This is a genomic window from Dactylosporangium salmoneum (genome assembly GCF_039532525.1).
GTDB lineage: Bacteria > Actinomycetota > Actinomycetes > Mycobacteriales > Micromonosporaceae > Dactylosporangium > Dactylosporangium salmoneum.
In genome coordinates this window covers 44,867-71,490 of the sequence record NZ_BAAARV010000017.1, presented here as the reverse complement: position 1 = coordinate 71,490, position 26,624 = coordinate 44,867, and the positions used below count along the sequence as shown (strand labels likewise).

Genomic DNA, 26,624 nt, shown 5'->3' with positions numbered 1-26,624 from the left:
GCCTGGTCGACGAGCGCGGCACCTCCTCCACCTGCCCAGCCTGCCGGCAACGTATCCGCAAACCGGCCGGGCGGACGATGACCTGCCAGCACTGCAAGGCTTCTGGGCACCGTGATCTGTTTGCGGCGGCCACCATCGCCACCCGCACCCCCAACGCGGCCGGCGGCACCGACACCACCACGGCGGCTGCGGTGCTGCCGTGTGTGGTCACGCACCGTCGAGCGGGACGGCACCTGCCCGGTGCCGGACCGTCCCGGCGTGACCCCCGTCGACCACACCGGTCGCCACCAACTGCGGTGACGGCAGATGCGGCGGCGCGAGGGTCCGTTGGCCGGCTGAGGCCCGCCCCACTGCCACACACCGCGGTGGTGGGGAGTCGCTCGACCGCACCTGCGGGCGAGGAACCACAAACCGGTGAACGTTTGTGGTCACAGCACTAGACGCTTCGTGATGGCATGCTTGCCCGGTGCGGATCACCACCCTGGGCGAGCTGGCCCTCGACGACCGGCCGGTCCGCGGTGAGCGGCTCACCGCCGTCGTCCGGGCCCTGGTCGAGGCCCGCGGCCGCACGCTGACCCCGGCCCTGCTCGCCGAGGCCGTCTGGGGCGGCGCCCCGCCCGACGACGCCGCCGGGGCCGTGCACGCCCTCATCGCCCGGGCCCGCCGCCTCGGCCTGCCCGTCGCCGCCGTCCCGGGCGGCTACCGGGTGCCGCCGGAGGACGTGGAGCTCGACACCGCGCTGGTCCGGGCCCGGCTGGCCGGCGGCGACCCCGACGGCGCCCGGGCCCTGTTCCCGGAGGCGCCCGACCTGGCCGACGACGCCGCCGCCGCGCTCTTCGCCGAGGTGGCGGCCGCCCGCGCCGACGAGGCCGACCTGCGCCGCCTGGCCGAGCGCCACCCGCCGCACGAGCCGTCCGCGGCCCACCTCATGCGCGTGCTCGCCGCCCAGGGCCGCCAGGCCGAGGCCCTCGCCGTGATGGAGCGGCTGCGCGAGACCCTGGCCGAGGAGTACGGCACCGACCCGTCCCCCGCGGTCGCCGAGGCGCATGTCGCCCTGCTGCGCGGGCAGATGTCCGTCAAGAAGCAGAAGCTACCCATGGCCTGGCGGCGGGCGACCACGCCGATGCTGGGCCGCGAGCAGGACGTGACGGCGACCCGCAAGGCGCTCGGCGCGGCGCCGCTGGTCACCGTCGTCGCGGTCGGCGGGGCCGGCAAGACCCGCCTGGCCGCCGAGGTGGCCCGCCGCAGCGCCGCTGACGGGACCCCGGTGCACGTCGTCGAGCTGGCCGGCCTGCGCACCCCGGCCGATGTGCTGCCGGCGCTGCTGGCCGTGGCCGACCCGAGCCCGCGTCCGGCGGCCGAACGGCTGCAGGAGATCACCGGCCTGGTCGTGCTCGACAACTGCGAGCACGTGCTCGACGGCGCGGCGGGCGCCGTCGCCGAGCTGCTCGCCGCGGCCGACGAGGTGGCGGTCCTGGCCACCAGCCGGGCGCCGCTGGGGCTGGCCGGCGAGGTGGTGCACCGGCTGGACACCCTCGACGACGCGGCCGCCGTGGCGCTGGTGACCGCGCGGACCCAGGCCGGCGGAGGGCAGCTCGCCGCCGATCACGACGCTGCGGTACTGCGGCTGTGCCACCGCCTGGACAACCTCCCGCTGGCGCTGGAGCTGGCCGCGGCCCGCCTGCGGCACATGCCGATCGAGGACGTGCTGGCCGGCCTGGACGACCGGTTCGGGCTGCTCGACGCCGCGCTGCGCGGCCTGCCCGAGCGCCACGCCAGCCTGTGGGCGATGGTCGACTGGAGCCGCGAGCTGCTCGGCCCGGACGAGCGGACGCTGCTGGAGCGCCTCGCGGTCATCCCGGCCGCGTTCACCGCCGAGGCCGCCGAGCGGGTCAGCGGGCTGCCCCGCCAGCGCCTGGCCGCCCTCGTCGAGCAGTCGCTGCTGGTGCTGGAGCAGGGCGACGACGGCACCCCGCGGTACCGCATGCTGGAAACGGTGCGGGAATACGGCGAGGCCCGCCTGGGCGCCTCCGGCGGGCGCGACGCCGCCCTGGACGGCCTGGTGGCGTGGGCCCGCGAGGAGGCGCCGCGGCTGCACGCCGCGATGGTCGGCCCGGCCCAGCTGGCCGCGATCGCCCGCGCCTCGGCCGACCAGGACAACCTGGTGGCCGCGCTGCGCCGGGCCGTGGACGGCGACGACCCGGCGGCCGTCGCGATCGCGGTGACGCTGTTCAGCCTGTGGACGGTGCGCGGGCTGCACCAGGAGGTCGTGTCCTGGGCCGGCCGCCTGCTGCTCGTGGACGACCCCGCCGCGCGGCGCCGGGCCGACCTGGTCCGCCGGGCCGACCCGGACCGGCTGGCCTGGGCCTGCGCGCTCGGCGGGCTCAACGCCTTCGCCGCCGACACGCACCGGCTGTACGTCATCGCGCTGCGCCTGGTGCGCCGGCTGCTGGCCGAGCGGGGTGCCGAGGTGTCCGAACGTGCGGCGGCGCTCTCCCGGCTCCTGCCCGCCCTCGGCCAGTCCGACCTCGACGAGGCGCTGCGGGCGGCCGAGGGGATGGCCGCCCACCCCGACCCCTACGTGCAGGGCTTCGGGCTGTTCCTGCGCGCGGCGATCCGGGAGAACCGGGGCGAGGTGATCGATCAGGCCCGGCGCACCGCCGACGCGGAGCTGGCCTACCGGCGCTTCGAGGAGGCCGGGGACCACTGGGGCATGGGCATGATCGCCCAGACGATCGGCACGCAGTGGGTGCCCGGCGGCAGCGAATGGCTGCGCCGCGGTGCCCGGCACATGGAGCTGCTCGGCGCGGCCGAGGACGCGGGCTCCATGCGCGTGCTGCTCGACGTGCAGCTGGCCCAGGACGGCGACGACGACGCGGCCGAGCGGCTGCGGGCGGTCGCCGACGCGCCGGCCCCCATCCCGCGGCCGGACGGCCTGCCGGCGATGGACGCCGCCCAGGCCAACCTCGGGCTGGCCCAGCACGCCTGGCTGCGCGGGCGACCGGCCGACATGGTCGCGCACGCCGAGCGGGCCTGGGCCCTCGCCGACGACCTGGGCGTGCCGGCGCCGGTGCCGCAGATCCGGATGGTGTTCGGCGCGGCCGCCGCGGTGCTGTGCCTGCGCGCCGGCGAGGCCACGGCCCGGCGGCGGGCGGTGGAGCTGCTGGAGGCCACCCGCGAGGAGGCGCTCAGCGGGATGGATGTGCCCGCTCTGGGCTCGTGGGCGATCGGCGTGGCGGCGCTGGCCGCGCACTTCGGCGACGACGACGCCGCCCGCGAGCTGTGGGCGCTCGGCGAGCGGTGCGCGGCCCAGATCGGGTTCCTCTTCGGCGGCGGCGCCGACCCGCGGGTGGACGCGGCGCTCGGCGACGCCCGGGCGGCCCTGCTCGACCATTGGCGCGAGCGGCCGGTGACCGAGGTCACCGACCGCATCCGTGAGCGCGCCGACGAGCTGCTTCAGACCTTGCGGCGGTAGGCGGCCAGGGCGAGCGGCATGAACACCGCCACCAGCGCGGCGCACCAGCCGAGGGTCCACCACACGTGGGGCAGGTAGCCCGGGGTACCGAGGAACAGGCCCCGCATCGCCTCCACCAGGTGGCTGAGGGGGTTGTTGCGCACGAACCCCTGCATCCAGCCGGGCAGCGTGCCGACGCCGACGAACACGTTCGAGGCGAAGGTCAGCGGCAGCACGGCGAGGAAGCCGATGCCCTGCACGGCGCCCGAGGTCCGCACGATCATGCCGAGGAAGACCGGGGCCCAGCTCAGGCACAGCCCGAACAGCACCGCCAGCAGACAGCCGGCCACGGCGTGCAGGGGGTCGCTGCCGATGCGGAAGCCCATGGCGTAGGCGAAGGCGAAGGTCGAGATCGAGACGAGGACGTACCGCACCACGTCGCCGAACACCGCACCGATCAGGGGCGCGGCCCTGGGGATGGGTAGCGAGCGGAACCGGTCGAAGATGCCCTTCTCGATGTCGGTGTTGAGGTTCACCCCGATCGAGATGGCGCCCATGGCGATGGTCTGGGCGAGGATGCCCGGCATGAGGAACTGCAGGTAGCTGTGGGTGGAGCCGGAGACGGCGCCGCCGAAGATGTACACGAAAATGATCATGAACAGCCCGGGCTGGACGGTGACGTCGATGAGCGCCTCGGGCGTGCGCCAGGTCTTGATCAGGCTGCGCTTGGTGAGCTCCAGCGAGTGGCGGATGAGCTTGAACGGCTTGGCGGCGGGCTTGGCGGCGGGACGGTGGAGGGCGATGGTGCTCATGCGGCGAACTCCTTGATCTTGCCGAAAGAACCGGACGTGAGGGCGAAGAAGACCTCGTCGAGCGAGGGCAGGTGCAGGGAGAGCTCGGTCACGCCGATGCCCTCCGCGGTGAGCCGGGCCACGACCTCGGCCATGGCGGCGTCGCCGGAGACGGGCACGGCGAGCTTCCCGTCGCGCAGCGTCTCGGGGGCGGCGCCGGAGGAGACCATGGCGAGGATCTCGGCGGTGCGGGGCAGGTCGCGCTCGTCGGCCGGGCGCACCTCGAGGGTCTGGCCGCCGACCCGGCGCTTGAGCCGCTGCGGCGTGTCGTTGGCGATGACCCGGCCGTGGTCGATGACCGTGATCTCGTCCGCCAGGGCCTCGGCCTCCTCGAGGTACTGCGTGGTGAGCAGCACGGTCGACCCCTCGCGCACCAGCGACCGCACGACCCCCCACATGTCCTCCCGCTTGGCCGGGTCGAGCCCGGTCGTCGGCTCGTCGAGGAAGATCACGTCGGGCCGGCCGACGAGGCTCGCGGCCAGGTCGAGGCGGCGGCGCATGCCGCCCGAGTACGTCTTGGCCGGCCGGTCCGCGGCCTCGGTCAGGTCGAACCACTCCAGCAGCTCGGCGGCCCGGGCCCGGGCGCCCTTGCGGCCCAGGTCGAGCAGCGTGCCGAAGAGCACGAGGTTCTGCCGGCCGGTGAGGTCCTCGTCGACCGAGGCGTACTGCCCGGTCAGCCCGATCGACGCGCGCACCCGCTCGGCGTCGCGGACCACGTCGTGCCCGGCGATGCGGGCGTGCCCGGCGTCGGGGCGCAGCAGCGTGGACAGGATGCGCACGGCGGTGGTCTTGCCGGCGCCGTTCGGGCCGAGCACCCCGTGCACGGTCCCCTGCGGGATGGCCAGGTCGACGCCCTGCAGCGCCCGGGTCTGGCCGAAGCTCTTGGCGAGGCCCACGGCCTCGACCATCGGTTCGTTCGTCATGCCGGCAACGTTGCGCGCCCCCGCCGACACGGCCCCGACACGCGACCGACACCGGCCCGACGAGCGCCCCGGCGGTACCGTGACGGCTCATGAACGACGACAAGGTGGGCCCGGGCCGCAAGGTGGGCCGGCTGATCGGCCGCGTGCTGCTGCGCCTGCAGCAACCCGAGCGGATGCCCAGCCTGCTGCCGCGACCGGATGACGGCTCGTCGGTGACGGACTGCGCGCTGTACGTGCGCGGCAGCCGCCAGCCGGGGCGCCCCTCGTTCGCCGACGCCTACAACGCCGCCCGCCGCCGGCGGGGCGGGTTCGTCTGGCTGGGCCTGTTCGAGCCGAGCTGGGCCGAGTTCGCCGCGGTCGCCGAGGTCGCCGGCGTGGACCCGGCGACCATGGACAAGACCCTCGAGACCGACCGGCGCCCCGCCATCGAGCGGCGCGGCGAGGTGACGGCGCTCACCGTGCGCACGGCGCGGTACGTCGAGCACGCCGAGCTCACCGCGACCTCCGAGGTCGTCGACACCGGCGCGGTGACCCTGCTCATCGGCCGGCACTTCGTCGTGTCGGTGCGCCACGGCGGGGCCGGAGCCCTCGCGGACGTGCGGGAGGGGCTGCAGCGGCGCCCGGGCCTGCTGGGACTCGGTCCGTGGTCGGTCGGCTACGCGGTGATCGAGCGGATGGTCGAGGTCTACCACGAGGTGTCCACCCGGGTCGAGCAGGACGTGGAGAAGCTCGAGGAGACCGCGTTCCTGCGCCAGGGCGGCTGCGACGTGCAGCAGATCTACCAGCTCAAGCGCGAGCTGGTCGAGTTCAAGCGGGCGGTGCTGCCGCTGCAGGCGCCGCTGCGGGCGATGCTCGACACAGGCGCCGACCTTCCGCCGGGTCTGCGACAGTACTTCCAGGACGTGCACGGCAGACTCCAGCAGGTGGTGGAGCGCGTCGCGTCGTACGACGAACTGCTGGACTCGATCCTGCAGGCCCGTCTGGCGCAGGTCGGGCTCGACCAGAACAATGACATGCGCAAGATCGCCGCATGGGCCGCCATCGCCGCCGTGCCCACCGCGATCGCCGGGATCTACGGCATGAACTTCGACCACATGCCCGAGCTGCACTGGCAGTTCGGCTACGGGCTGGTGGTCGCGGTCATGGCGAGCGCGATGGTGATCCTGCACCGCCTGTTCCGCAAGTCCGGCTGGCTGTAGGAGAAACGATGACCACCACGCCCCAGTACCTGGTGCCGGCGCGGGTCGACAGCCCGGCGCCGAAGGAGCGCCCCGGCGGGCCCCTCGGCCGCTGGCTGCTGCAGCACCGGGTCGCGCCGGTCGGCCCCGAGAGCGACGGCGCGCACGCCAAGCCGCAGGCCTGGTGGAAGGTCATGTCGCTGACCGGCGTCGACTACTTCTCCACGCTGTCCTACCTGCCGGCCATCGCCGCGCTCGCCGCCGGGGCGCTCTCCCCGCTGGCCACCCTGCTGATCGTGGCGCTCACGCTGCTGGGGATGCTGCCGATGTACCGCAGGGTGGCCAAGGAGAGCCCGCACGGCCAGGGCTCGGTGGCGATGCTGGAGCACCTCCTGCCCTTCTGGCGCGGCAAGCTCTTCGTGCTCGTCCTGCTCGGCTTCGTCGCCACCTCGTGGATCATCACCATCACGCTCTCGGCCGCCGACGCCTCCGTCCACATGGTCGAGAACCCGGTCTTCCCGCACTTCCTGCACGGCCACGAGATGCTGATCACCGTCATCCTGCTGCTCATCCTCGGCGGGGTGTTCCTGCTCGGCTTCAGCGAGGCGGTCGCCGTCGCGATCCCCCTCGTCGGCGTGTTCCTGCTGCTCAACGCCGTCATCGTGGGCGTCGGGCTGGTCGACGTGTTCACCACCGACGGGGCGCTGTCGCAGTGGCGGCACGCGCTCACCGCCGGGCACGGCGGCGGGTTCGGCCTGCTGCTGCCCGCCCTCGCCGCCTTCCCCTCGCTGGTGCTGGGCCTGTCCGGCTTCGAGACCGGGGTCAGCATGATGCCGCTGGTCGCCGCCGGCGGCAAGAGCGCACAGGAGCGCGAGGCCTCCCGGCTGCGCAACACGAAGAAGCTGCTCACCACCGCCGCGGCGATCATGTCGGTGTACCTCGTCGCCACCAGCTTCATCACCACCGTGCTCATCCCCGAGAAGGAGTTCAAGGCGGGCGGCCAGGCGGCCGGGCGGGCGCTGGCGTACCTCGCGCACGAGAAGATCGGCGGGGCCTTCGGCACCGTCTACGACATCAGCAGCGTGCTCATCCTGTGGTTCGCCGGGGCGTCGGCCATGGCCGGACTGATCAACATCATCCCGCGGTACCTCCCGTCGTACGGCATGGCGCCGGAGTGGGGCCGCGCGGTGCGCCCGATCGTGCTCGTCTACACCGCGATCAGCATCGGCATCACGATCGCCTTCGGGGCCGACGTCAACGCCCAGGCCGGCGCCTACGCCACCGGCATCCTGGCGATGATGGTCTCCGGCGCGGTCGCGGTGACGATCTCGGCCTTCCGCGCCGGCCAGCGCGTCGCCGGCGCCGCGTTCACGGTGCTCACGCTCATCCTGCTGTACGCCCTGGGCGCGAACGTCGTCGAGAAGCCCGACGGCATCATCATCTCCGCCGTCTTCATCGCCGGCATCATCGTCGTGTCGCTGATCTCCCGGGTCAGCCGGACCACGGAGCTGCGGGCCGACGCGATCGAGTTCGACGATGAGGCCCGCCGGTTCGTCACCGAGTCGATCGAGCACGACGGCGAGCTCAACATCGTGGCCAACCGGCGGCAGGCCGGGGACAGGGCGGAGTACGAGGGCAAGGAGGCCGAGCAGCGGGGCATCAACCCGGTCCCGGGCCGCGCCGACATCATCTTCCTCGAGGTCTCCGTGGTCGACCCGTCGGCGTTCAGCGGCACGCTGTGCGTGCGCGGGGTCGACGTGGACGGCTACCGGGTACTGCGCACCGAGAGCCCGGCGGCGCCGAACGCCATCGCGGCGATCCTGCTGGCGCTGCGCGACGCGACGGGGGTGCGGCCGCACGCCTACTTCGAGTGGGCCGAGGGCAACCCGCTGGGGCACCTGTTCCGGTACCTCATCCTCGGCCGCGGCGACACGGCGCCCGTGGTTCGCGAGATCATCCGGGCCAGCGAGCCGGACCCGGCACAACGCCCAGGCATCCACGTCGGTGGCTGAATGCCCCGAAAGGGGGCGCGCGAACCCGGGCCGGCGTACTACGGTGGGACCCGACTCGGGGGAGGCATCGGTATGCGGGTGTCCAGACAGGTCCGGCTGGTGCACTGGACCATCACCGCGGCGACCGCGCTGCTCGCGCTGGACGTCTCGCTGTCGGCCGCAGCGCTGATCCACCTCGGGCAGCAGCACTTCCGGCTGGTGTCCGAGGCGCAGATCGCACAGGTGCACACCGACATGGTCAACAGCCTGGTCGTGGCCGCGGCGTCCGTGCTCGCGCTCGCCGTCATCATCCTGTTCGTGCGCCGCCCGACCAACAAGGTCCGGGTCGCCGTGTGGGTCGCCGCCCCGCTCATCACGCTGGCGAACCTGTGCTTCCTGGTCGGCGGGCCGGAGTGGGCGGTGGCCCCGACCGGCGACGAGCCCGAGCTGCTGCGGGCCGAGTACACGCAGGCCGTGCCCGCCTGGTACACCGGCCCGCACGGGGTGGCCGGGCTGCTCGCGGCCGCGCTGCTGGTCCTCGCCTGGGTGTTCATGTTCCGCACCGACGTGCGCGAGTACTACATCGACGGCGGCTACGACGCCAACCGCGGCTACACGTCGTGGGTCGAGCGCACCGGCGGCCCGTGACGGCTCCTGATACCGCGTCGTAAGGTGTCGCGGTGAGCGAAGACTCGCCCCACTCCCAGGGACCGCGCCCGCCAGCCTGGAACCGCCGCCCCGCGCTCCCGCCGACCGCCGCCCCCTCGCCGCGCCCCGCTCCCCCGCCCGCCGCCACGGCCACGCGCATCCCCGGCAACGTGCCGTTCCTGGTGCGGCCCAGCGCGCTGCGGCGGGCACTCGTCTTCGTGCCGCTGGTGGTGGCCCTGCTCTTCGTGATCGGCTGCCCGGCCACGCTGTCGCTGACCGCGGACGGGCCGGACCACACCAGCGGCGACATCGTGCTGCTCGTGGCCGGCATGTCGTGCCTGGTCGTCACGTTCGGCACCGCCCTGGCGCTGCACCTGATCGCCCACACCGCGGGCGGGCCGATCCTCGGGATCGCGCCGGCCGGGGTGTGGGTCCGGCGGGTGGGACTGCGCCGAAGCGTCACCTGGCTGCCGTGGGAGCAGGTCGCCGAGATCCACCGTGGGCGCCGGCTGCTGGAGAAGGTCGTCACCGTGCGGCCGCGGACCGGCGGGGGACACACCGCGACGCTCACCTTCGCCGACCGCTCGGAGGACGAGATCCTGGCGGCGCTGCGCGAGTACAGCGGCGGACGGGTCGAGCTGCGGTTCTAGGCCGGCGGCGCCTTGTCGCCGCCGGGCACCGCGTGGCGGTCGGTCCGTCCGGGCTCGGGCGCAGTAGTATGTCATGTCGCTGTACACGTGTTCGATGCCGCAGGCGGTCGGCGTTCTGCCGCTTGATCCGCCGGCGCCGCATCGGGCGGCAGTGTGCGATCGGTCACGGCAATGCGCCTTATCCGGGCGGTTCCGGCGGACATCGGCGGCCATCGGCCCGCGGTTCGAGGTCCGCCGATTCGGAAATCGGGCGCGTCGGACACCACACGCGGCGAGGGTGCAACAAAAATGTCAGACCCTGGGGCTACGCTCGCGGGCAGCACAGGGACCAGGACCATTGGAGAGAGTCGAGTTGACCGCACAACCCGAGACCTTGTACGGGGCAGACAACCTCACGCTCCTCGAAGGGCTGGACGCCGTCCGCAAGCGCCCGGGCATGTACATCGGCTCGACCGACAGCCGGGGCGTCGCCCACCTCTTCAACGAGATCGTGGACAACTGCACCGACGAAGGCATCGCCGGGCACGCCACCCGGGTCGAGGTGACACTGCACGCCGACGGGTCGGTGCAGGTCGATGACGACGGCCGCGGCATCCCGGTCGACGTGCACGCCAAGACGGGGATGTCCGGCGTCGAGCTGGTGCTGACCCGGCTGCACGCGGGCGGGAAGTTCGGCGGGTCGGGGTACAAGACCTCCGGCGGCCTGCACGGCGTCGGTGCCTCCGCGGTCAACGCGCTGTCCACCCGCTACGAGGTGACCGTCCGCCGCGACGGCAAGGTCCACCACATGTCGTTCCAGCACGGCGTGCCGGGCGACTTCGACGGGGCGGGGGCCACGGCGAAGTTCACCCGCCGCGGCGGGCTGACCGTGCAGGGCCGTATGAAGCGCGGCTCGACGACGGGCACCTCCACCCGCTACTGGCACGACCCGCGGTATTTCGAGTCCGGCGCCGCGCTCGACCCGGAGGCGGTGCGGGCCAAGCTGCGCAACACCGCGTTCCTCGTGCCGGGCGTGACCTACGTGCTCAAGGACGCCACCCAGGGCTCGATCACCACCGAGACCTACCACTACCCCCACGGGCTGTCCGACATGGTGGAGTTCCTCGCCCCGAGCGGGGACAAGCCGGTCTGCGGGACGCTGCTCATCAACGGCGAGGGCCAGTACAAGGAGAACGCCGCCGACGAGAACGGCGTGATGAAGGCCAACGTGGAGCGGCGGGCCGAGGTCGAGATCGCGCTGCGCTGGGGCACCGGCTACGACCGCGTGGTCGAGTCCTTCACCAACACCATCCGCAACATGCACGGCGGCACCCACCGGCGCGGCTTCGAGCGGGGCGCGGTGCGGGCGCTGACCGAGGCGATCCGCAACACCCGCGGCCTGCTGCGGCCCAAGGAGGACCTGCCGACCCTCGACGACGTGCTCGAGGGCATGACCGCCGTCATCCACGTGCGCATCCCCGAGCCGCAGTTCACCTCCCAGACCAAGGACGAGCTGTCCACCGCCCCGGTGACCCGGGTCGTGCAGCAGGTCGTCGAGCAGCACATCAAGGCCTGGATCGAGGCGCGCAAGACCAAGGTCGAGGCGCGCACCGTGCTGCAGAAGATCGTCGACGCGGCCCGGGTGCGGCTCACCCAGAAGCAGCAGAAGGACGCGGCCCGGCGCAAGACGGCCCTCGAGGGCGCGTCGATGCCGGCCAAGCTCGTCGACTGCCGCTCCACCGGGGTGCGCCGCAGCGAGCTGTTCATCGTCGAGGGTGACAGCGCGCTGGGCACCGCGCGGATGGCGCGCTCGTCGGAGTACCAGGCGCTGCTGCCGATCCGCGGCAAGATCCTCAACGTGCAGAAGGCCAACATCCAGCAGGTGCTGGACAACCAGGAGTGCTCGGCGATCGTGCAGGTGCTCGGGGCCGGCTCCGGGCGCACCTTCGACCTCGAGGCCATGCGCTACGGCCGCATCCTGATCATGGCCGACGCCGACGTCGACGGCTCGCACATCCGCACGCTGCTGATCACGCTGTTCGCCAAGTACATGCGGCCCGTGATCGCCGACGGGCGGCTGTATGCGGCCGTCCCGCCGCTGCACAAGATCGTCACGAAGGGCCGCAACCCGGAGACGATCTACACGTACACGCAGCAGGAGATGACCAGCACCGTGGCCCGGCTGGAGAAGGCCGGCAAGCAGGTCGTGACGCCGATCCCCCGGTTCAAGGGTCTGGGCGAGATGGACGCCGACGAGCTGTGGGAGACCACGATGAACCCGGCGACCCGGGCGGTGCGGCGCATCACGCTGGACGACGTCGAGGCCGCCGAGGAGGTGCTCGAGCTGCTCATGGGCGAGCGGGTCGAGCCCCGCCGGAACTGGCTGATCGAATCCGCCGAGCGGGTCGACCAAGAGACCATCGACGCCTGAGACCGGAAGGCCGTTTCTTCACCATGGCACGCAGGACCACCAAGGCGGTCAAGGCCGACCTGTCCGCTTTCGATCAGGCGGGCGCGCGGGTGCTGGACAACCCGCTCACCACCGAGGTCGAGGATTCGTATCTGGAGTACGCGTACTCCGTCATCCACTCCCGCGCGCTGCCCGACGCGCGGGACGGGCTCAAGCCGGTGCACCGCCGGATCCTGTTCTCGATGAGCGAGCAGGGCCACCGGCCCGACCGCGGACACGTGAAGTCCTCCCGGGTCGTCGGTGACGTGATGGGTAAGTACCACCCGCACGGCGACGCCGCGATCTACGACGCCATGGTCCGCATGGCCCAGGACTTCTCGCTCAACGTGCCGCTCATCGACGGGCACGGCAACTTCGGCTCCCCGGACGACGGGCCGGCGGCGTCGCGGTACACCGAGGCCCGGATGTCGCGCGAGGCGATGCTGCTCGTCGGCGAGCTCGACGAGGGCACCGTCGACTTCCGGCCCAACTACGACGGCTCCCTCGAGGAGCCCTCGGTGCTGCCCGCCGCCTTCCCCAACCTGCTGGTCAACGGCTCGTCCGGGATCGCGGTCGGCATGGCGACCAACATGATCCCGCACAACCTCGGCGAGGTCGTCGCCGCGGCCCGCTGGCTGATCAACCACCCGGCGGCCACGCTGGACAAGCTCATGGAGTTCGTCCCCGGCCCCGACCTGCCCACCGGCGGGCTGCTGCTGGGCCTGGACGAGGTGCGCCGGGCCTACGAGACCGGGCGCGGCGTGGTGCGCATGCGCGGCCGGGTCGAGATCGGGCTGCTGGAGGGCAGCCGCGGGCGGCAGGCGATCACGGTGACCGAGCTGCCGTACGGCATCGGCGCCGAGAAGGTCATCGAGAAGATCACCGACGAGGTCAACAAGACCAAGCGGCTGCAGGGCATCGCCGACGTCAAGGACCTCACCGACCGGGAGAACGGCACCCGGCTGGTCATCGAGTGCAAGGTCGGCGTCAACCCGCAGGCCCTGCTGGCCGACCTCTACCGGCTCACCCCGCTCGAGCAGTCCTTCGGCGTCAACAACCTCGTGCTGGTCAACGGCCAGCCGCAGACCCTCGGGCTCAAGGCGCTGCTGGAGGTGTTCCTGGCCCACCGGTACGAGGTGGTCACCCGGCGCACCGAGTTCCGCCGCAAGAAGCGCCAGGACCGCCTGCACCTCGTCGACGGCCTGCTCATCGCCCTGCTCGACATCGACCGCGTGATCGCCCTGATCCGCGACAGCGACAACGCGGCGGCCGCCAAGGCCGGCCTGATGAGCGAGTTCGGGCTGACCGACATCCAGGCCACCTACATCCTCGACACCCCGCTGCGCCGGCTCACCCGCTACGACCGCATCGAGCTGGAGGCCGAGCAGCAGCGGCTCAACGAGGAGATCGCCGCCCTGAGCCAGATCCTCGACGACGAGAAGGTGCTCAAGAAGGTCGTCTCCGACGAGCTGGCCGCGGTGGTCAAGGAGCACGGCCAGCCCCGCCGCACCACCCTCATCGACGGCGACCTCAAGGAGGTCCTCGCCGCCTCTGTGCCGGCCGGGCCGCTCGAGGTCAGCGACGACCCGTGCCAGGTGCTGCTGTCGGCGACCGGCCTGGTCGCCCGCACCGCCGCCGAGTCTGAGGAGGCCCCGGAGGGCAGCCGCAAGGCCGGCCGGGACAAGCACGACACGGTCCGCGCCGTCGTGCACACCACCGCCCGCGGCCAGGTCCTGCTGGTCACCAGCCGCGGCCGCGCCTTCAAGGTCGACGTGCTGCCGCTGCCGGTCCTGCCCGACCAGCCCGGCACCGTCTCCCTGCGCGGCGGCATGTCCACCGCGGAGCTCGTCCCGCTGGAGTCCGGCGAGAAGGTGGTCGGCCTGGCCCCGCTCACCGACCGCGGCGCCGAGTCCGGCTCCCCGGGCCTGGCCCTGGGCACCCGCGCCGGCATGGTGAAGATCTGCGCCCCCGAGTGGCCGGTCCGCGCCGACGAGTTCGAGGTCATCGGCCTGCGCGACGGCGACGAGGTCATCGGCGCCACCTGGCTCAACGACGGCGCCGAGACCCTGGCCTTCGTCAGCTCCGACGCCTCGCTGCTGCGCTTCCCGGCCAACCTGGTCCGCCCGCAGGGCCTGAAGGGCGGCGGCATGGCCGGCATCAGCCTCGCCCCGGACACCACCGTCCTGTTCTTCGGCGCCGTCACCACGAAGGACCCGGAGCACGGCGAGCCGATGGTCGTCACCGCCACCATGGGCAACGCCAAGATGACCCCCCTGCGCCTGTACCCGGCGAAGGGCCGCGCCACGGGCGGCGTGCGCGCCCAGCGCTTCCTCAAGGGCGAGTCCCACCTGGTCCTGGCCTGGATCGGCCCCCGCCCGGTCGCCGCCTCCACCAAGGGCGAGCCGCGCGACCTCCCGGCCGCCGACCAGCGCCGCGACGGCTCGGGCGCCCAGCTGCGCGCCCCGGACCTGGTCGGCCACCTGGTCGAGCGCGGCTGACCAGCCGATCGGCGCGCGCCCGTCTTCACGGCGCGCGCCGATCCCGGCGGCCCGCATCACTGCTTCCATTGCGCGGGCACACCGCACCGCGTCAAGCCGGGCGCCGCGCGGCAGAGCGGCGCCGGCGGGCTCACGGCCGGGCGGCTCGGCGGGCGGCGAGCTTCGCCAGGAACTGGCTGCGGAAGCGGCGGGAGGCTCCGGGGAGATTGACCAGGGGGCGCAGCTCGTCGGGGTCGAGCTCGGGGCGGTCGGCCAGGGCCAGGGCGGCGGCGTAGGGCCGCTCGACCGAGCCGGCGAGCAGGGCCGCGACCCGCTCGAGGACGCGCAGCAGCACCGTGCGGTCGGCCCGCACGTGCTCGGCGGCGGTGCGCAGCATCCGGTTGGTGTCCCACGCGTCGAACTCGCTGTTCACGACCCGCAGGAGTGTCTCGGGGGCGGTCCACGGCCGGCTGAGCACCGTCAGGCGGATGAACGCGACCGGGCTCGCCGCCAGCTCGTGCAGGTCGGCCGGGTCCAGCCTCGGGTCCTCCGCCGCTTGCCGGTAGTGCAGCGGCGAGCGGTTCACCGGCGGCAGCTCGCCGCGAGCCCGGAGCCGGTCGTGGTCTGAACGTCACAGCATCGGACGGGCATCCGACACTGTGCGCATCGCAACTCGCACGGAGGGCAGTTCGCGACAGCCGTCCCGGGTTCCGGCTTCGTACTCTGCACGAACTGCGCATCCCAATGGGGCGCGTTTGATGCGGAGGACATAGATGAAACACATAAAGGTTCTGCTGGCACTCTCCCTCGCGGCGGTTGGGCTGGCCGGGTGCCAAACCGAGGTGACCACCGGCGAGCCCGCGCAGGCCAGGGCCGTCAAGCCGGCCGAGGGGTCGGCGACGGCGACGGCGAAGGCCACGGCGAAGGCGTCGGCGAAGGCGTCGGCGAACGCGCTGCCCCCGGCCGAGGCCCTCAAGGCGGCCGTGAAGGCGCTGGACACCACGGCGTACAACTTCGGCATCAAAGCGGGCCCCGTCACCGGCGGCGGCCGGATCGACCCCGCCACGAAGTCGGCCAACATGCAGCTCGCCGGCAAGGTGGAGACGCTCGACATTTCGATGGCGTACATCGTCATCGCGCCCGACCTGTGGTTCCGGGGCGACTTCGGGGACGAGCTGAACAAGCACTGGGGCCTGCAGCCCGGGGCGTGGCTGCTGATCGACAAGACCAAGCTGACGTCCACGGCCTCGCTGCCGATCGACGACGCCGGCGCGCCGGAGCTGGGCGTCACCGAGCTGTTCAAGGACGGCCTCGCCGCGGTCGAGCGGACCGACGCCACCCACTTCACCGGCACGGTCGACATGACCCTCGCCAACAGCATTCTGGCCCCGTCGGAGAGCACCCTGAAGGACGCCGGCACCAAGGCCAAGGAGGTCCCCTTCATCGCCACCACCGACTCCCAGGGCCGCCTGATCTCCTTCAAGATCGACGGCGCCGGGATCGATGCCAACCTGTCGATGGAGCTGACCTTCACCGGCTTCGGCTCGATCCAGCCGGTGACGAAGCCCTCCAACGCCACCAAGGCCCCCGACTCGGTCTACGACCTGCTCAACTGAGCGCCGCTCCCCGCGCTCGCGGTCACCGGCCGCGGGCGCGGGACAGCCGGCTACCGTGCCTACCAGTGCAGCGGCGCGTGCCCCTGCTGGAGGACGGTGGTGAAGCCGCCGGCCGCGACCAGGACCCGGATCCGGCCGGCGGTGGTCGTGTAGTGCTCGAGCTCCTCGCCGGTCGGGTCGTTGACGCTCACCGTCGCCGGGGCCTCCCCGGGCACGACGACGTCGGTGGCCCGGGTGCTGGTGGCCATGCTGCGCAGCAGCGTCAGGTGGGCGCCGGTGAGCGGGTCGGCCAGGGCCATCGAGTGCATCTCGGCGCCCTCGATGCGCACGGCCGGCTCGGCGATGCGGGCCACCCCGGCCGCCTGCGCGTCGCCGTCGAGGGCCAGCATGGCGAGCAGGCCGTGGATGGTCGACTCGGCGCCGGCGTCGCGGTGCACCACGCCCGGGCCGGCGGCGGCGCCGTCGAGGATGTCGATGCCGTCGTACGTGACGCCCGTCGCCGGGTCGTACATCGGGGCGCTCGCCGGGTTGTTGCCGAAGAACCAGGAGCCGGCCACCCCGGCCAGGGTGCGCAGCGCCGACCGGCCGGTCGCGCGGGCCGTGGCCAGCAGCGACTCGATGCGGGAGTGGGCGCCGTAGGCCAGCTGCACGCCGTCGAGGGTCATCGCCTCCCGCGCGCCGGGCATCGCCACCCGCAGGTTGTCCGGGCCGCCGCCGATGAGCAGGTGCGGCGTGAACGACGCGGCGTCGGCCAGGGCGGCGTCGCGGGCGGACAGGTCGCCGCACACCTCGTACACGCGGGCCAGCGCGCCGGGGGCGAGCCCGGCCCAGCCGTGCCACTCGGTGCGCGACAGCCCGTAGGGCAGCACCGCCCCGAAGGGCCACGTCCACGGGGTGCCGGTGCGCATCGCCGCGACCGCCTCGGCGAGCTGCTCCAGCACCTTGCGGGCGTCCTCGTCGTCGCTGATGCGGGTGTACTCGCACAGCCCGAGCAGCGCCTCACCGGTCAGATCGGCGCCGTCGGCGATCAGCCAGGCCGGCGTCGCCGTGTCGTCGACGAGGCGCCACTGGCCGTACCGGCACAGCACCTGCCGCCGCAGCGCCCCCGCGGCCAGGCGCAGCCGCACCCGCAGGAACGCCGCGAAGGCCGGGTCGTCGCCGTGGAAGGCGGCGTAGCCCTCGCCGAGCGCCCACACGGTGCGGGCCAGCCAGGCCGACTCGGCGCTGTCCGACGGGTCGGGCGCCTCGATCGGCTCGGCGCTGGGGTTGAGCCGCCCGTCGGGCTGCTGCCACAGCACCACGTTGCCGCTGCGCGGGTCGGTGTCGTCCTGCGGCGCGGTCTGCAGGTAGCACAGCCCGCGCAGCAGCTGGCGGGCGGCGGACCGGCTGGTCGCGGCGCCGGTGCTGCGCCAGTGCCGGGCGTAGACGATCGCCGCGCGGGCGATGTCGTCGGCGTTGAACGCCCCCTGGGTCCAGTCGCCGTCGGCGGTGCGCTCGCCTCCCCCGCACGGCAGGTAGCTGCCGTCGGGCAGCCGCTCGGCGTACGTCCACACCACCTCGACCTCCGGCTCCTCGGCGAGCCGGTACGTGGTGTGCCCCGCGACGGCCGGCGGGGCGATGCGGACCCGAAGCGAGTCCAGGTGGGCGAGGTTCGTCAGCACGAAATCGCCCATTCCCCGGCCGGAACAGGGCAAACGGCCACCCCAGGGCTATCTGTGATCTAGTGCGATTTGTGATCTACGACGTGCGGTCGAGCGACACCGCGGCGGCGGCCGTGTCGACCTGCAGGGCGTAGCGGTCGGCGGCCGCGGCCCAGCCGTCGCCCGCGATGGTGGTGCCGCCGGGGACGTTCTGCTTGGTCTGCGCGTCGAGGCGGACCTCGCCGATGGTGCCCTGGGCGCCGAGGGTGAGCTGGGCGGGTGGGCCGGCCGGGGCGTGCACGGTGAGCCGGCCGACGCCGCCGACGTGGATCGGCAGGGTGCCCTCCGGCTTGGGCACGGTGACCTCGAGCTCCTGCACGCCGGCGAGGACCTCGACGCCCGCGAGGCGGCCGCCGGCGAAGTCGACGACCTGGCGCAGCCCGCCGCCGGCCAGCTTCAGCTGCCAGCGGACGGTGGCGTTGAGGTAGACGTGGACGGTGGCCTGGCCGGCGACCTCGGTGCCGGTCAGCCGCAGCCGCACGGTGTCGCCCGCCTCCTCCGCGACCGGGGCGACCTTGCTGCCGGGGAGGGTGGAGGCGCGGTACAGCACCCCGTCCATCGCCTCGCTGTGGATGATGACCGACTCGACGCCGTTGACCACCTCGAGCTCGGCCGCCTGCCGGCCCCCGAGGGCGCCCTGCACGCTGTGCACCGGCTCGGCGTCGGCCGGCTTCGGCGGGTCGCCGCCGCCCTGCTGCGACACCATGACGATGCCGGCCAGCACGAGGGCGATGGCGAGCAGACCGGTGGCGAAGCGCCACAGCTTCATGACGGCCCTTTCGGGAGCGGTGGCGCCCGCAGCGATCACGGGCGCCACCGGGACGGATCAGGGACTGGTGCAGGTGAGGGTCGGCGGGGTGGCGGGGGCCGTGCCGGTGCCGTTGAAGCCGAACGAGGTGCTGGCGTTGGCGCCGAGGACCTTGTTCCAGTCGACGTTGCGGACCGTCACGTTGGGGGGCTGGGTGACGAGCGTGCCGTTCCACGGCGCGCCCTCGAAGCCCTGGCCGCCGGTGTACGACCACTTCACCGTCCACCCGTTGAGCTGCGCCGCGCCGTTGTTCTTCACGGTGACCTCCGCCTGGAAGTGACCCGCCCAGTCGATCGGGTTGGTCTTCCAGGTGGCGGTGCAGCCGCCGGGAACGGGGTTCGACGAGTTCGGCGGGGGCGGCGAGGCGGACGCGGACGGCGAGGCCGAGCGCGAGACCGACGGGGACGCGGACGGGGAGCGCGACGGCGAGGCGGACGTGGACGGGCTGGGCTGGTTGCCGCCCACCCCGGTCACCTCGCCGTGGCCGCCGTCGAAGACGACGTCGGAGCAGCTGAAGAAGTTCTCCTGGCTGTCCGAGCGCACCCACTGGATGAAGAGGATGTGCCGGCCGGTCTTGCCCGCCGGCAGCGTGGTGTCCCAGTAGTAGTAGTTGAACGCCCCGGGGCCGCCGGACTGCGGCGGGTCGGTGACGCTCCAGAACGACACCAGGTCGGACCAGGCCAGGGGCTTGGTCGGGTCAAAGCCGTCCTTGGTGATGTACATGTGGAAGGTGCCGGGGTGGGCGGCCCAGTTGCTGTAGTGCAGCTGGATCGTCGAGCCGGCGGTGAGGTGGGTGGTCGGCCAGTCGGTGCGGGCGGCGTTGTACGCGGCGTACTTCGTGGTGCCGGCGCCGCAGATCTGCCCGTCCGGGATGTAGCCGGTGGTGCGCCCGCCGGCGTCGGAGCGCAGCACGCCGAACCAGTCGTAGAGCGGCTGGGTGCCACCCTGGGCGACGGCGTCGGCGCAGGCCGGGTTGGTCGGGCTGATCGTGCCGTTGGCCTGCAGGCCGTCGACGTAGCACAGGTAGGTGCGGCTGCCGGGCACGAGCGCGACGCCGTGGGCCGCGGCGGGCGCGGGCGCCACGAGCGCGGCGGCGGCGAACGCGGCCGCGGCTATCACGGCCGGCGCGATCGCCCGTCTGAGTCTTGCCACTTCGGTTCCTCCTCGGGTTCGGGGCACGGCTGAGTCGCTCGGGCTCCCACGAGGTAGGCGCATCTTCGGCGCGCGCGGCGCCGCTTGGCAAGGATGACCATGAATGCCTGCGGTAAAGGCATGAAACTTACCCGGAGGGGACGCGGCAGGCGCCCGGCCCGGCGCCCGGCGCGAGGACGAAGCGGCCGGGGAAGTCGCCCGGGTCGAGATTCCTGGCGGAGGCGCGCTCGAGGGTCCCGCCCGGCTCGAAGGCAGGCTCACGCAGTGGCTCGGCCGACAGAGGGCGGGCACGCGGCGGGGAAGGCGGACCGCTCCGCGTCAGGAGGGCGCGGCGGGCGAGGTGCAGCGCCCGCCGCTCCGAATCGAACTCCTGTCCCTGTGGCCGGGCCGGCGCGGCCCGGCCACGGGACGTCTTCTCAGTCGACCTCGACCGCGGCCGCGGCGAACTGGGCCGAGTACAGGCGGGCGTAGGCGCCGTCGGCCGCCAGCAGGGAGTCGTGGGTGCCCTGCTCGACGATGCTGCCGTGCTCCATGACGAGGATCAGGTCCGCGTCGCGGATGGTCGACAGGCGGTGGGCGATGACGAAGCTCGTCCGGCCCGCGCGCAGCGTGCTCATCGCGCGCTGGATGAGCACCTCGGTCCGGGTGTCGACGGAGCTGGTGGCCTCGTCGAGGATGAGGATCGTCGGCTCGGCCAGGAACGCCCGGGCGATCGTGATGAGCTGCTTCTCGCCCGCGCTGACGCCGGCGCCCTCCTCGTCGAGGACCGTGTCGTAGCCCTCCGGCAGGGTGCGCACGAACCGGTCGGCGTGGGCCGCCTCGGCCGCCGCGGTGATCTTCTCCGGGGTGGGGTGGTCGGCGCCGTAGGCGAGGTTCTCCGCGATGCTGCCCTGGAACAGCCAGGTGTCCTGCAGCACCATGCCGATCTGCTCGCGCAGGTCGTCGCGGGACATCGTGGCGATGTCCACGTCGTCGAGCAGAATCCGCCCGCCGGTCAGGTCGTAGAACCGCATGATGAGGTTGACCAGCGTGGTCTTGCCTGCGCCGGTCGGGCCGACGATGGCGACCGTCTGGCCCGGCTCCACGCTCAGCGAGAGGTCCTCGATGAGCGGCTCGTCGGGCTTGTACTGGAACGAGACGTGCTCGAACGTCACCTTGCCGCGGACCTGCTCGGGGCGGGCCGGGACGGCCGGCTCCGGGCTCTGCTCGGCCGCGTCGAGCAGCTGGAACACCCGCTCGGCGGAGGCGACGCCGGACTGGACCAGGTTGGCCATGCTGGCGACCTGGGTCAGCGGCTGGGAGAACTGGCGGCTGTACTGCACGAATGCCTGCACGTCACCCAGCGTCATCGTCCCCGAGGCCACCCGCAGGCCGCCGACGACGGCGACGAGCACGTAGTTGATGTTGCCGATGAACATCATCGCCGGCTGGATGAGGCCGGAGATGAACTGGGCCCGGAACGCGGAGGTGTACAGCGCCTCGTTGTGCTCCTCGAAGGTCTTGGCCGCCTCCTGCTGCCGGCCGAAGATCTTCACCACCGAGTGGCCGGTGAACATCTCCTCGATGTGGCCGTTGAGCCGGCCGGTGGTGGCCCACTGCTTGACGAACTGCGGCTGGGCGCGCTTGCCGATGCGGGCCGTGATGAAGACCGACAGCGGCACGGTGACCAGCGCGATGACGGCCAGCAGCGGCGAGATCCAGAACATCATGCCGAGCACCGCGATGATCGTCAGCAGCGACGTGAGCAGCATGCTCAGCGACTGCTGCAGGGTCATCGCGATGTTGTCGGTGTCGTTGGTGGCGCGGCTGAGCACCTCGCCGCGGGGCTGCTGGTCGAAGTAGCTCAGCGGCAGCCGGGCCAGCTTGAGCTGGACCTGCTCGCGCAGCCGGTAGACGGTGCGCTGCACGACGATGGTGGTCAGCCGGGCCTGCAGGAGGCCGAAGATCCAGGCGAAGATGTACACCACCGCGACCATCAGCAGGACCTGCTCGAGCCGGCCGAAGTCGATGCCCTTGCCGGGGACGAGGTGGTCCATGCCGCCGAGCAGGTCGGCGAAGCGGTCCTGGCCCTGCGCGCGCAGGCCCGCGATGGCCTGCTCCTTGGACAGGCCGGGCGGGATCTTCTTGCTGACGATGCCCTCGAAGATGACGTCGGTGGCGTGGCCGAGCAGGCGCGGGCCGAGCACGGACAGCACGACGCTGGCGATGCCGAAGACGAGCACCGCGCCGACGATGAGCCGGTCGGGGGCGAGCATCTTGAGCAGGCGCTTGGCCGAGCCCTTGAAGTCCTCGATCTTGGCCGGCGGTCCCCCGGCCATCATCATCCGGCCGGGCCCGAACCCGGGACCCCCCGGGCGACCGCCGCCGCCGGGCCGGTTGGGAGCGGTCACGCTGTCCTACCTTGAGTAGTAAGAACACGGACAAAATGGCTGCCGGCGGTCACGCTGCGGCCTCCTGCTCTGTCAGCTGGGAAAGGACGATCTCGCGGTACGTCTCGTTGTCGTCCATGAGTTGCTGGTGGGTGCCGGTGCCGACCACGCGCCCCTCGTCGAGCACGACGATGCGGTCGGCGTCGCGGATGGTGCTGACCCGCTGGGCCACGATCACGACCGTCGCGCCGGCGGTCTCGGCCCGCAGCGCCTCGCGCAGGGCCGCGTCGGTGGCGTAGTCCAGCGCCGAGAACGAGTCGTCGAAGAGGAAGACCTCGGGCCGGGCGACCAGCGTGCGGGCGATGGCCAGGCGCTGGCGCTGCCCGCCGGAGACGTTGGTGCCGCCCTGGGCGATCGACGCCTCGAGCCCCTCGGGCATGGCCCGCACGAAGTCCGCCGCCTGGGCCACCTCCAGGGCCTGCCACAGCTCCTCGTCGGTGGCTTCGGGCCGGCCGTAGCGCAGGTTGCTGGCCACGGTGCCGGAGAACAGGTACGGCTTCTGCGGCACCATGCTCACCGTCCGCGACAGCAGCGCCGGGTCGATCCGGCGCACGTCCACGCCGTCGACGAGCACCGCGCCGCCGGTCGCGTCGAACAGCCTCGGCACGAGGTTGAGCAGCGTGGTCTTGCCGGCCCCGGTGCTGCCGATGATGGCCGTCGTCTGGCCCGGATGGGCGATCAGGTCGACATCCTCCAGTACCGCGGCCTCCGCACCCGGATAGTGGAAGGACACGCCGCGCAGCTCGAGCTCGCCGTGCACGTCGAGGCTGGTCACCGGCTCCGCCGGCGGCTTCACGCTGGACTTGGTGCCCAGCACCTCCTGGATGCGCTCGGCGCACACCTCGGCCCGCGGGATCATGACGAACATGAAGGTCGCCATGAGCACCGACATGAGGATCTGCATGAGGTAGCTCAGGAACGCCGTCAGCGCCCCGACCTGCATGTCGCCGGCGTCGATGCGCTTGGCGCCGAACCACAGCACCGCGATGCTGGAGACGTTCACCAGCAGCATGACGGTCGGGAACATCAGGGACATGAGCCGGCCGACGGCGAGGGAGACCTCGCGCAGGTCGGCGTTGGTGCTGGCGAACCGGGCCCGCTCGTGCTCGTCGCGCACGAACGCGCGGATGACCCGGATGCCGGTGATCTGCTCGCGGATGACCCGGTTGACCAGGTCGATGCGCACCTGCATGAGCCGGAACAGCGGCCGCATGCGGACCACGATGAGCGAGATGAGCCCGATGAGCAGGGGCGTGACGACGAGCAGCAGCCCGGAGAGCGGCACGTCCTGCTTCAGGGCCAGGATGATGCCGCCGACGCACATGATCGGCGCCGAGACCATGAGCGTGAAGGTCATCAGCACCAGCATCTGGACCTGCTGGATGTCGTTGGTGGTGCGGGTGATCAGCGACGGGGCGCCGAACTCGCCGACCTCGCGGGCGCTGAGCCGCTGCACCTGGTCGAAGATGCCGGCCCGCACGTCGCGGCCGAGCGCCATCGCGGTGCGGGCGCCGAAGTAGACGGCGGCCGCCGAGCAGACGATCTGGACGAGCGTCACGCCGAGCATGAAGCCGCCGACGCGCAGGATGTAGTTCGTGTCGCCGGCGATGACACCGCTGTCGATGATGTCGGCGTTGAGCGTGGGCAGGTACAGGGTGGCGAGCGTCTGCACCAGCTGCAGCACCACCACCAGGGTGATCGGCCCGCGATAGGGCCGCAGGTACGTTCGCAGCAGACGGATCAGCATCGGTCAGGCTTCTCCAGGTTGGGATTGTCCGGCGGAGTGGTGCAGCAGGCCGTCGAGGAGCACGGCGACGATCTCGTCGGGCGTGAACGGCTCCTCGGTCAGCAGGTCGCCGCGCACGGCGCTGACGACCAGGGCGAACAGCAGCCGGGCAGTGGTGTCCGGGCTGCGGCGCAGCAGCGCACGATCGGGCTCGATGAGCTCGGCGACGGCCTGGGTGAGCCGGCGCCGCCCCCCGATGAGCGCGGCCATCGGTGATTCGTCATTCGCGCACGGCATGGTGCGGGCTAGCATCATCAGCGGTACCGAACCCTCGACCCGGCGCACGACGATGGCCGCGGCGTCGCGCAGCCGCTCCCGCAGCGGCGCCTGCGGGTCGATCGCCGACAGCGCCCGCAGCACCGGCCCGGGCTCGAAGGCGCTGTTCAACGCGGCGGCCAGCAGCGAGGCCTTGTCGGGGAAGACGCCGAAGATGGTGCCCTCGGCGACGCCCGCGGCCTCGGCGATCTGCCGGGTCGTCACCGCCGCGCCGTGCGTGCGCAGCAGCGGCAGCGTGGCGGCGATGAGCGCCGCGCGCCGGTCGTCGGGGGCCAGCGCAGGCACGCGCCGCCGCCGGGTCTGCTGATTGGCGTTCACGGCGACACTCTAATGAGCGAGCACTCACTCGGACAACCGGATTTCGCCGTCGGCGCACAACGCGAGGCGGTTGAACGCTCCGCAACCGCAACGCAACACCGGGTGATGCCACCCGGCACCAGGGTATGCCGAGGATGGACTCACCGAACGAAGGGACGGCCACCATGAGCGGCGTCGACGAGGAAGCCCGGCTGGCGGCCCTGCACAGCTACGGGGTACTCGACGGGCCGCGGCCGCCCGAGCTCGACGACCTGACCCGGCTCGCCGCCTCGATCTTCGACACGCCGATGTCGGCGGTCTCCCTGGTCGACCGGGAGCGGCAGTGGTTCGCCGGCAAGACCGGGCTGGCCGACGACGAGTCGCCCCGCGACCTGTCCTTCTGCGCCGAGACCATCCCGACCCGCGCGCAGCTGGTGGTGCCCGACGCCCGCGCCGACGCGCACTTCAGCTCCTACGCCAACGTGACCGGCGAGCCGCACATCCGCTTCTACGCCGGCTCCCCGCTCATCGACGGCGACGGCCACGTGCTGGGCGCGATGTGCGTCATCGACGACCGCCCCGGCGACCTCGGCGACCGCCAGCGCGAGGCGTTGCAGACCCTGTCCCGGCAGGCCACCGGGCACCTGTCGCTGGTGCGCAGCCGGCTGCAGATGGCCGAGCTGGGCCAGGAGCTGGCCCGGGCCACCCAGCGGGAGGAGGACCTCATCGCGACCATCTCCCACGAGCTGCGCACGCCGGTGACGGCGATCCAGGGGTACCTCGAGCTGCTCGCCGACGACGAGCGCCTGGCCGAGCACAGCCGCCTGGTCGAGCCGATCTACCGCAACGGCCAGCGCCTGGTCGGCATGGTCGAGCACCTGCTCAGCGGCACCCGCCCGGCCGGCGCCCCGCTGCTGCTGCACCGCAGCGCGGTCGAGCTGCACCTGGTGCTCACCGCCGCGGTGCAGGGGTGCCGGGCGGTGGCCGAGCCGCGGGGCGTGGAGGTCGTGGTGGAGCCGCCGACCCAGGCCTCGGTGGTCTCGGTCGACGCGGCCCGGCTGACCCAGGCGGTGCAGCAGCTGGTGCGCAATGCGGTGCTGTTCACCCCGCCCGGCGGCACGGTGACCGTCCGGGTCCTCTACGCGCCGGTGCCGACGATCGAGGTGGCCGACACCGGGGTGGGCATCGCGGCGGACGAGCTGCCGTACGTCTTCCAGCGCTTCTTCCGCGGCCGCCACGCCCGCCGGGAGGCGGTCCCCGGCGTCGGGCTGGGGCTGCACATCGCCCAGGAGGCGGTGGCGGCGCACGGCGGGCGGGTCACCCTGAGCTCGACCGGTGCCGGTACGACGGCCAGGATCACGCTGCCCTAGACCGCCGCGACCGGCGTGGCGGCACGCCCAGCAGCGGCATCCGCCACAGCGAGACGTCCGGGGACTGCCCGGCGAGGATCAGCAGCCGGCGCATGCTCAGCCGCACGATGTGGTGCGAGACGAAGAACAGCCACACCGCGAGGGGCAGCTCGATCAGGGCGGCGGTGGCCAGGCTGACCCAGCGGTCGTCGCCGGCCGCGGTGAGCATGTCGAACCAGGCGTCGCAGGCCAGCAGGGTGCCGCTCACCTGCGCGGCCAGGATCATGATCTGCCGCCGCCGCAGTGCCGCCCACGCGGTCAGCGCCAGGGCCGTGCCGAGCACGACGTCGAAGCCGACCCAGGTGGCCCGCCAGTGCCCGGCGAGGTACTTCGGCGGCAGCGTCACGGTCAGCGCGATCACCCACGGGATCATGAGCACGCTGACCACGCCGATGACGATGACGAACCGGCGGCGGGCCCCCTCCGCGAGGTCCCGGGAACGCCGGGTGACCGGAGGCGCGAGCGCAGCCAGACGCCGGGCCAGCTCGGCCCGCTCCTCGGTCGTCATGGAGCGCAGCTCGGCGTCCCCGATCACCGTTCGACCATACGTC

Annotated in this window: 20 protein-coding genes; 10 read left to right on the top strand and 10 right to left on the bottom strand. The window is 72.8% G+C overall.

What is annotated here, in order from left to right; all coding sequences use genetic code 11:
* Nucleotides 1-2: 2 nt before the first annotated feature.
* The gene (locus tag ABD352_RS57555; protein WP_425553511.1) at nt 3-440 is read left to right on the top strand and encodes a zinc ribbon domain-containing protein; all 438 of its coding nucleotides are present in this window, start codon (nt 3-5) and stop codon (nt 438-440) included.
* A 26-nt stretch (nt 441-466) separates the two neighbouring features.
* Complete coding sequence (locus tag ABD352_RS09830) at nt 467-3,475, top strand: ATP-binding protein (protein ID WP_344611946.1); 3,009 nt, start codon at nt 467-469, stop codon at nt 3,473-3,475.
* Here ABD352_RS09830 and ABD352_RS09825 read toward each other — a convergent pair.
* Nucleotides 3,457-4,266, bottom strand: a complete 810-nt coding sequence (locus ABD352_RS09825; RefSeq protein ID WP_344611945.1) for an ABC transporter permease — start codon at nt 4,264-4,266, stop codon at nt 3,457-3,459. The genes ABD352_RS09830 and ABD352_RS09825 overlap by 19 nt on opposite strands.
* A complete protein-coding gene (locus ABD352_RS09820) occupies nt 4,263-5,228 on the bottom strand; it encodes an ATP-binding cassette domain-containing protein (RefSeq protein ID WP_344611944.1) in 966 nt (321 codons plus the stop codon). Before ABD352_RS09820 ends, ABD352_RS09825 begins: the two co-directional genes overlap by 4 nt.
* A gap of 89 nt (nt 5,229-5,317) precedes the next feature.
* On the opposite strand from ABD352_RS09820, the gene ABD352_RS09815 reads away from it, so the two are divergent.
* The 6 genes from ABD352_RS09815 (at nt 5,318) to ABD352_RS09790 (ending at nt 14,621) form a co-directional block, all read left to right on the top strand.
* Nucleotides 5,318-6,427 (top strand): magnesium and cobalt transport protein CorA, encoded by a 1,110-nt coding sequence (locus ABD352_RS09815; protein WP_344611943.1) that lies wholly within the window; start codon nt 5,318-5,320, stop codon nt 6,425-6,427.
* 8 nt (nt 6,428-6,435) lie between these two features.
* Nucleotides 6,436-8,418, top strand: coding sequence for an APC family permease (locus tag ABD352_RS09810; RefSeq protein WP_344611942.1), 1,983 nt, complete (start codon nt 6,436-6,438; stop codon nt 8,416-8,418).
* Nucleotides 8,419-8,490: 72 nt separating this feature from the next.
* Nucleotides 8,491-9,045 (top strand): hypothetical protein, encoded by a 555-nt coding sequence (locus ABD352_RS09805; RefSeq protein WP_344611941.1) that lies wholly within the window; start codon nt 8,491-8,493, stop codon nt 9,043-9,045.
* A gap of 32 nt (nt 9,046-9,077) precedes the next feature.
* Entirely contained in the window at nt 9,078-9,695 is a 618-nt protein-coding gene (locus ABD352_RS09800; RefSeq protein ID WP_344611940.1) for a hypothetical protein, read from the top strand.
* Nucleotides 9,696-10,047: 352 nt separating this feature from the next.
* Nucleotides 10,048-12,105: a DNA gyrase/topoisomerase IV subunit B gene (locus tag ABD352_RS09795; RefSeq protein WP_344611939.1), complete on the top strand. Its 2,058-nt coding sequence runs from the start codon at nt 10,048-10,050 to the stop codon at nt 12,103-12,105.
* Nucleotides 12,106-12,128: 23 nt separating this feature from the next.
* Nucleotides 12,129-14,621 carry a DNA gyrase/topoisomerase IV subunit A gene (locus ABD352_RS09790; protein WP_344611938.1) on the top strand — a complete coding sequence of 831 codons (2,493 nt, stop codon included), beginning with the start codon at nt 12,129-12,131 and terminating at the stop codon, nt 14,619-14,621.
* 130 nt (nt 14,622-14,751) lie between these two features.
* Here ABD352_RS09790 and ABD352_RS09785 read toward each other — a convergent pair whose 3' ends face one another.
* Complete coding sequence (locus ABD352_RS09785; protein WP_344611937.1) at nt 14,752-15,186, bottom strand: hypothetical protein; 435 nt, start codon at nt 15,184-15,186, stop codon at nt 14,752-14,754.
* Nucleotides 15,187-15,373: 187 nt separating this feature from the next.
* Here ABD352_RS09785 and ABD352_RS09780 point away from each other — a divergent pair, with 187 nt between their 5' ends.
* A complete protein-coding gene (locus ABD352_RS09780) occupies nt 15,374-16,216 on the top strand; it encodes a hypothetical protein (RefSeq protein ID WP_344611936.1) in 843 nt (280 codons plus the stop codon).
* Nucleotides 16,217-16,275: 59 nt separating this feature from the next.
* Here the strand turns inward: ABD352_RS09780 and ABD352_RS09775 are convergent, their stop codons facing one another.
* The 6 genes from ABD352_RS09775 to ABD352_RS09750 form a co-directional block, all read right to left on the bottom strand.
* Nucleotides 16,276-17,877: a hypothetical protein gene (locus tag ABD352_RS09775; protein WP_344611935.1), complete on the bottom strand. Its 1,602-nt coding sequence runs from the start codon at nt 17,875-17,877 to the stop codon at nt 16,276-16,278.
* A gap of 76 nt (nt 17,878-17,953) precedes the next feature.
* Complete coding sequence (locus tag ABD352_RS09770; RefSeq protein WP_344611934.1) at nt 17,954-18,685, bottom strand: hypothetical protein; 732 nt, start codon at nt 18,683-18,685, stop codon at nt 17,954-17,956.
* 57 nt (nt 18,686-18,742) lie between these two features.
* Nucleotides 18,743-19,876, bottom strand: coding sequence for a lytic polysaccharide monooxygenase (locus tag ABD352_RS09765; protein ID WP_344611933.1), 1,134 nt, complete (start codon nt 19,874-19,876; stop codon nt 18,743-18,745).
* A gap of 416 nt (nt 19,877-20,292) precedes the next feature.
* Nucleotides 20,293-22,266: an ABC transporter ATP-binding protein gene (locus tag ABD352_RS09760; RefSeq protein ID WP_425553510.1), complete on the bottom strand. Its 1,974-nt coding sequence runs from the start codon at nt 22,264-22,266 to the stop codon at nt 20,293-20,295.
* A gap of 49 nt (nt 22,267-22,315) precedes the next feature.
* Nucleotides 22,316-24,052, bottom strand: coding sequence for an ABC transporter ATP-binding protein (locus tag ABD352_RS09755; protein WP_344611932.1), 1,737 nt, complete (start codon nt 24,050-24,052; stop codon nt 22,316-22,318).
* Nucleotides 24,053-24,055: 3 nt separating this feature from the next.
* Nucleotides 24,056-24,685 (bottom strand): TetR/AcrR family transcriptional regulator, encoded by a 630-nt coding sequence (locus tag ABD352_RS09750; protein WP_344611931.1) that lies wholly within the window; start codon nt 24,683-24,685, stop codon nt 24,056-24,058.
* 164 nt (nt 24,686-24,849) lie between these two features.
* On the opposite strand from ABD352_RS09750, the gene ABD352_RS09745 reads away from it, so the two are divergent.
* The gene (locus ABD352_RS09745) at nt 24,850-26,034 is read left to right on the top strand and encodes a GAF domain-containing sensor histidine kinase (RefSeq protein WP_344611930.1); all 1,185 of its coding nucleotides are present in this window, start codon (nt 24,850-24,852) and stop codon (nt 26,032-26,034) included.
* On the opposite strand, the gene ABD352_RS09740 is transcribed toward ABD352_RS09745, so the two are convergent.
* Nucleotides 26,021-26,608 carry a hypothetical protein gene (locus tag ABD352_RS09740; protein WP_344611929.1) on the bottom strand — a complete coding sequence of 196 codons (588 nt, stop codon included), beginning with the start codon at nt 26,606-26,608 and terminating at the stop codon, nt 26,021-26,023. The two genes, ABD352_RS09745 and ABD352_RS09740, sit on opposite strands and share 14 nt — an antisense overlap.
* Nucleotides 26,609-26,624: the final 16 nt, after the last annotated feature.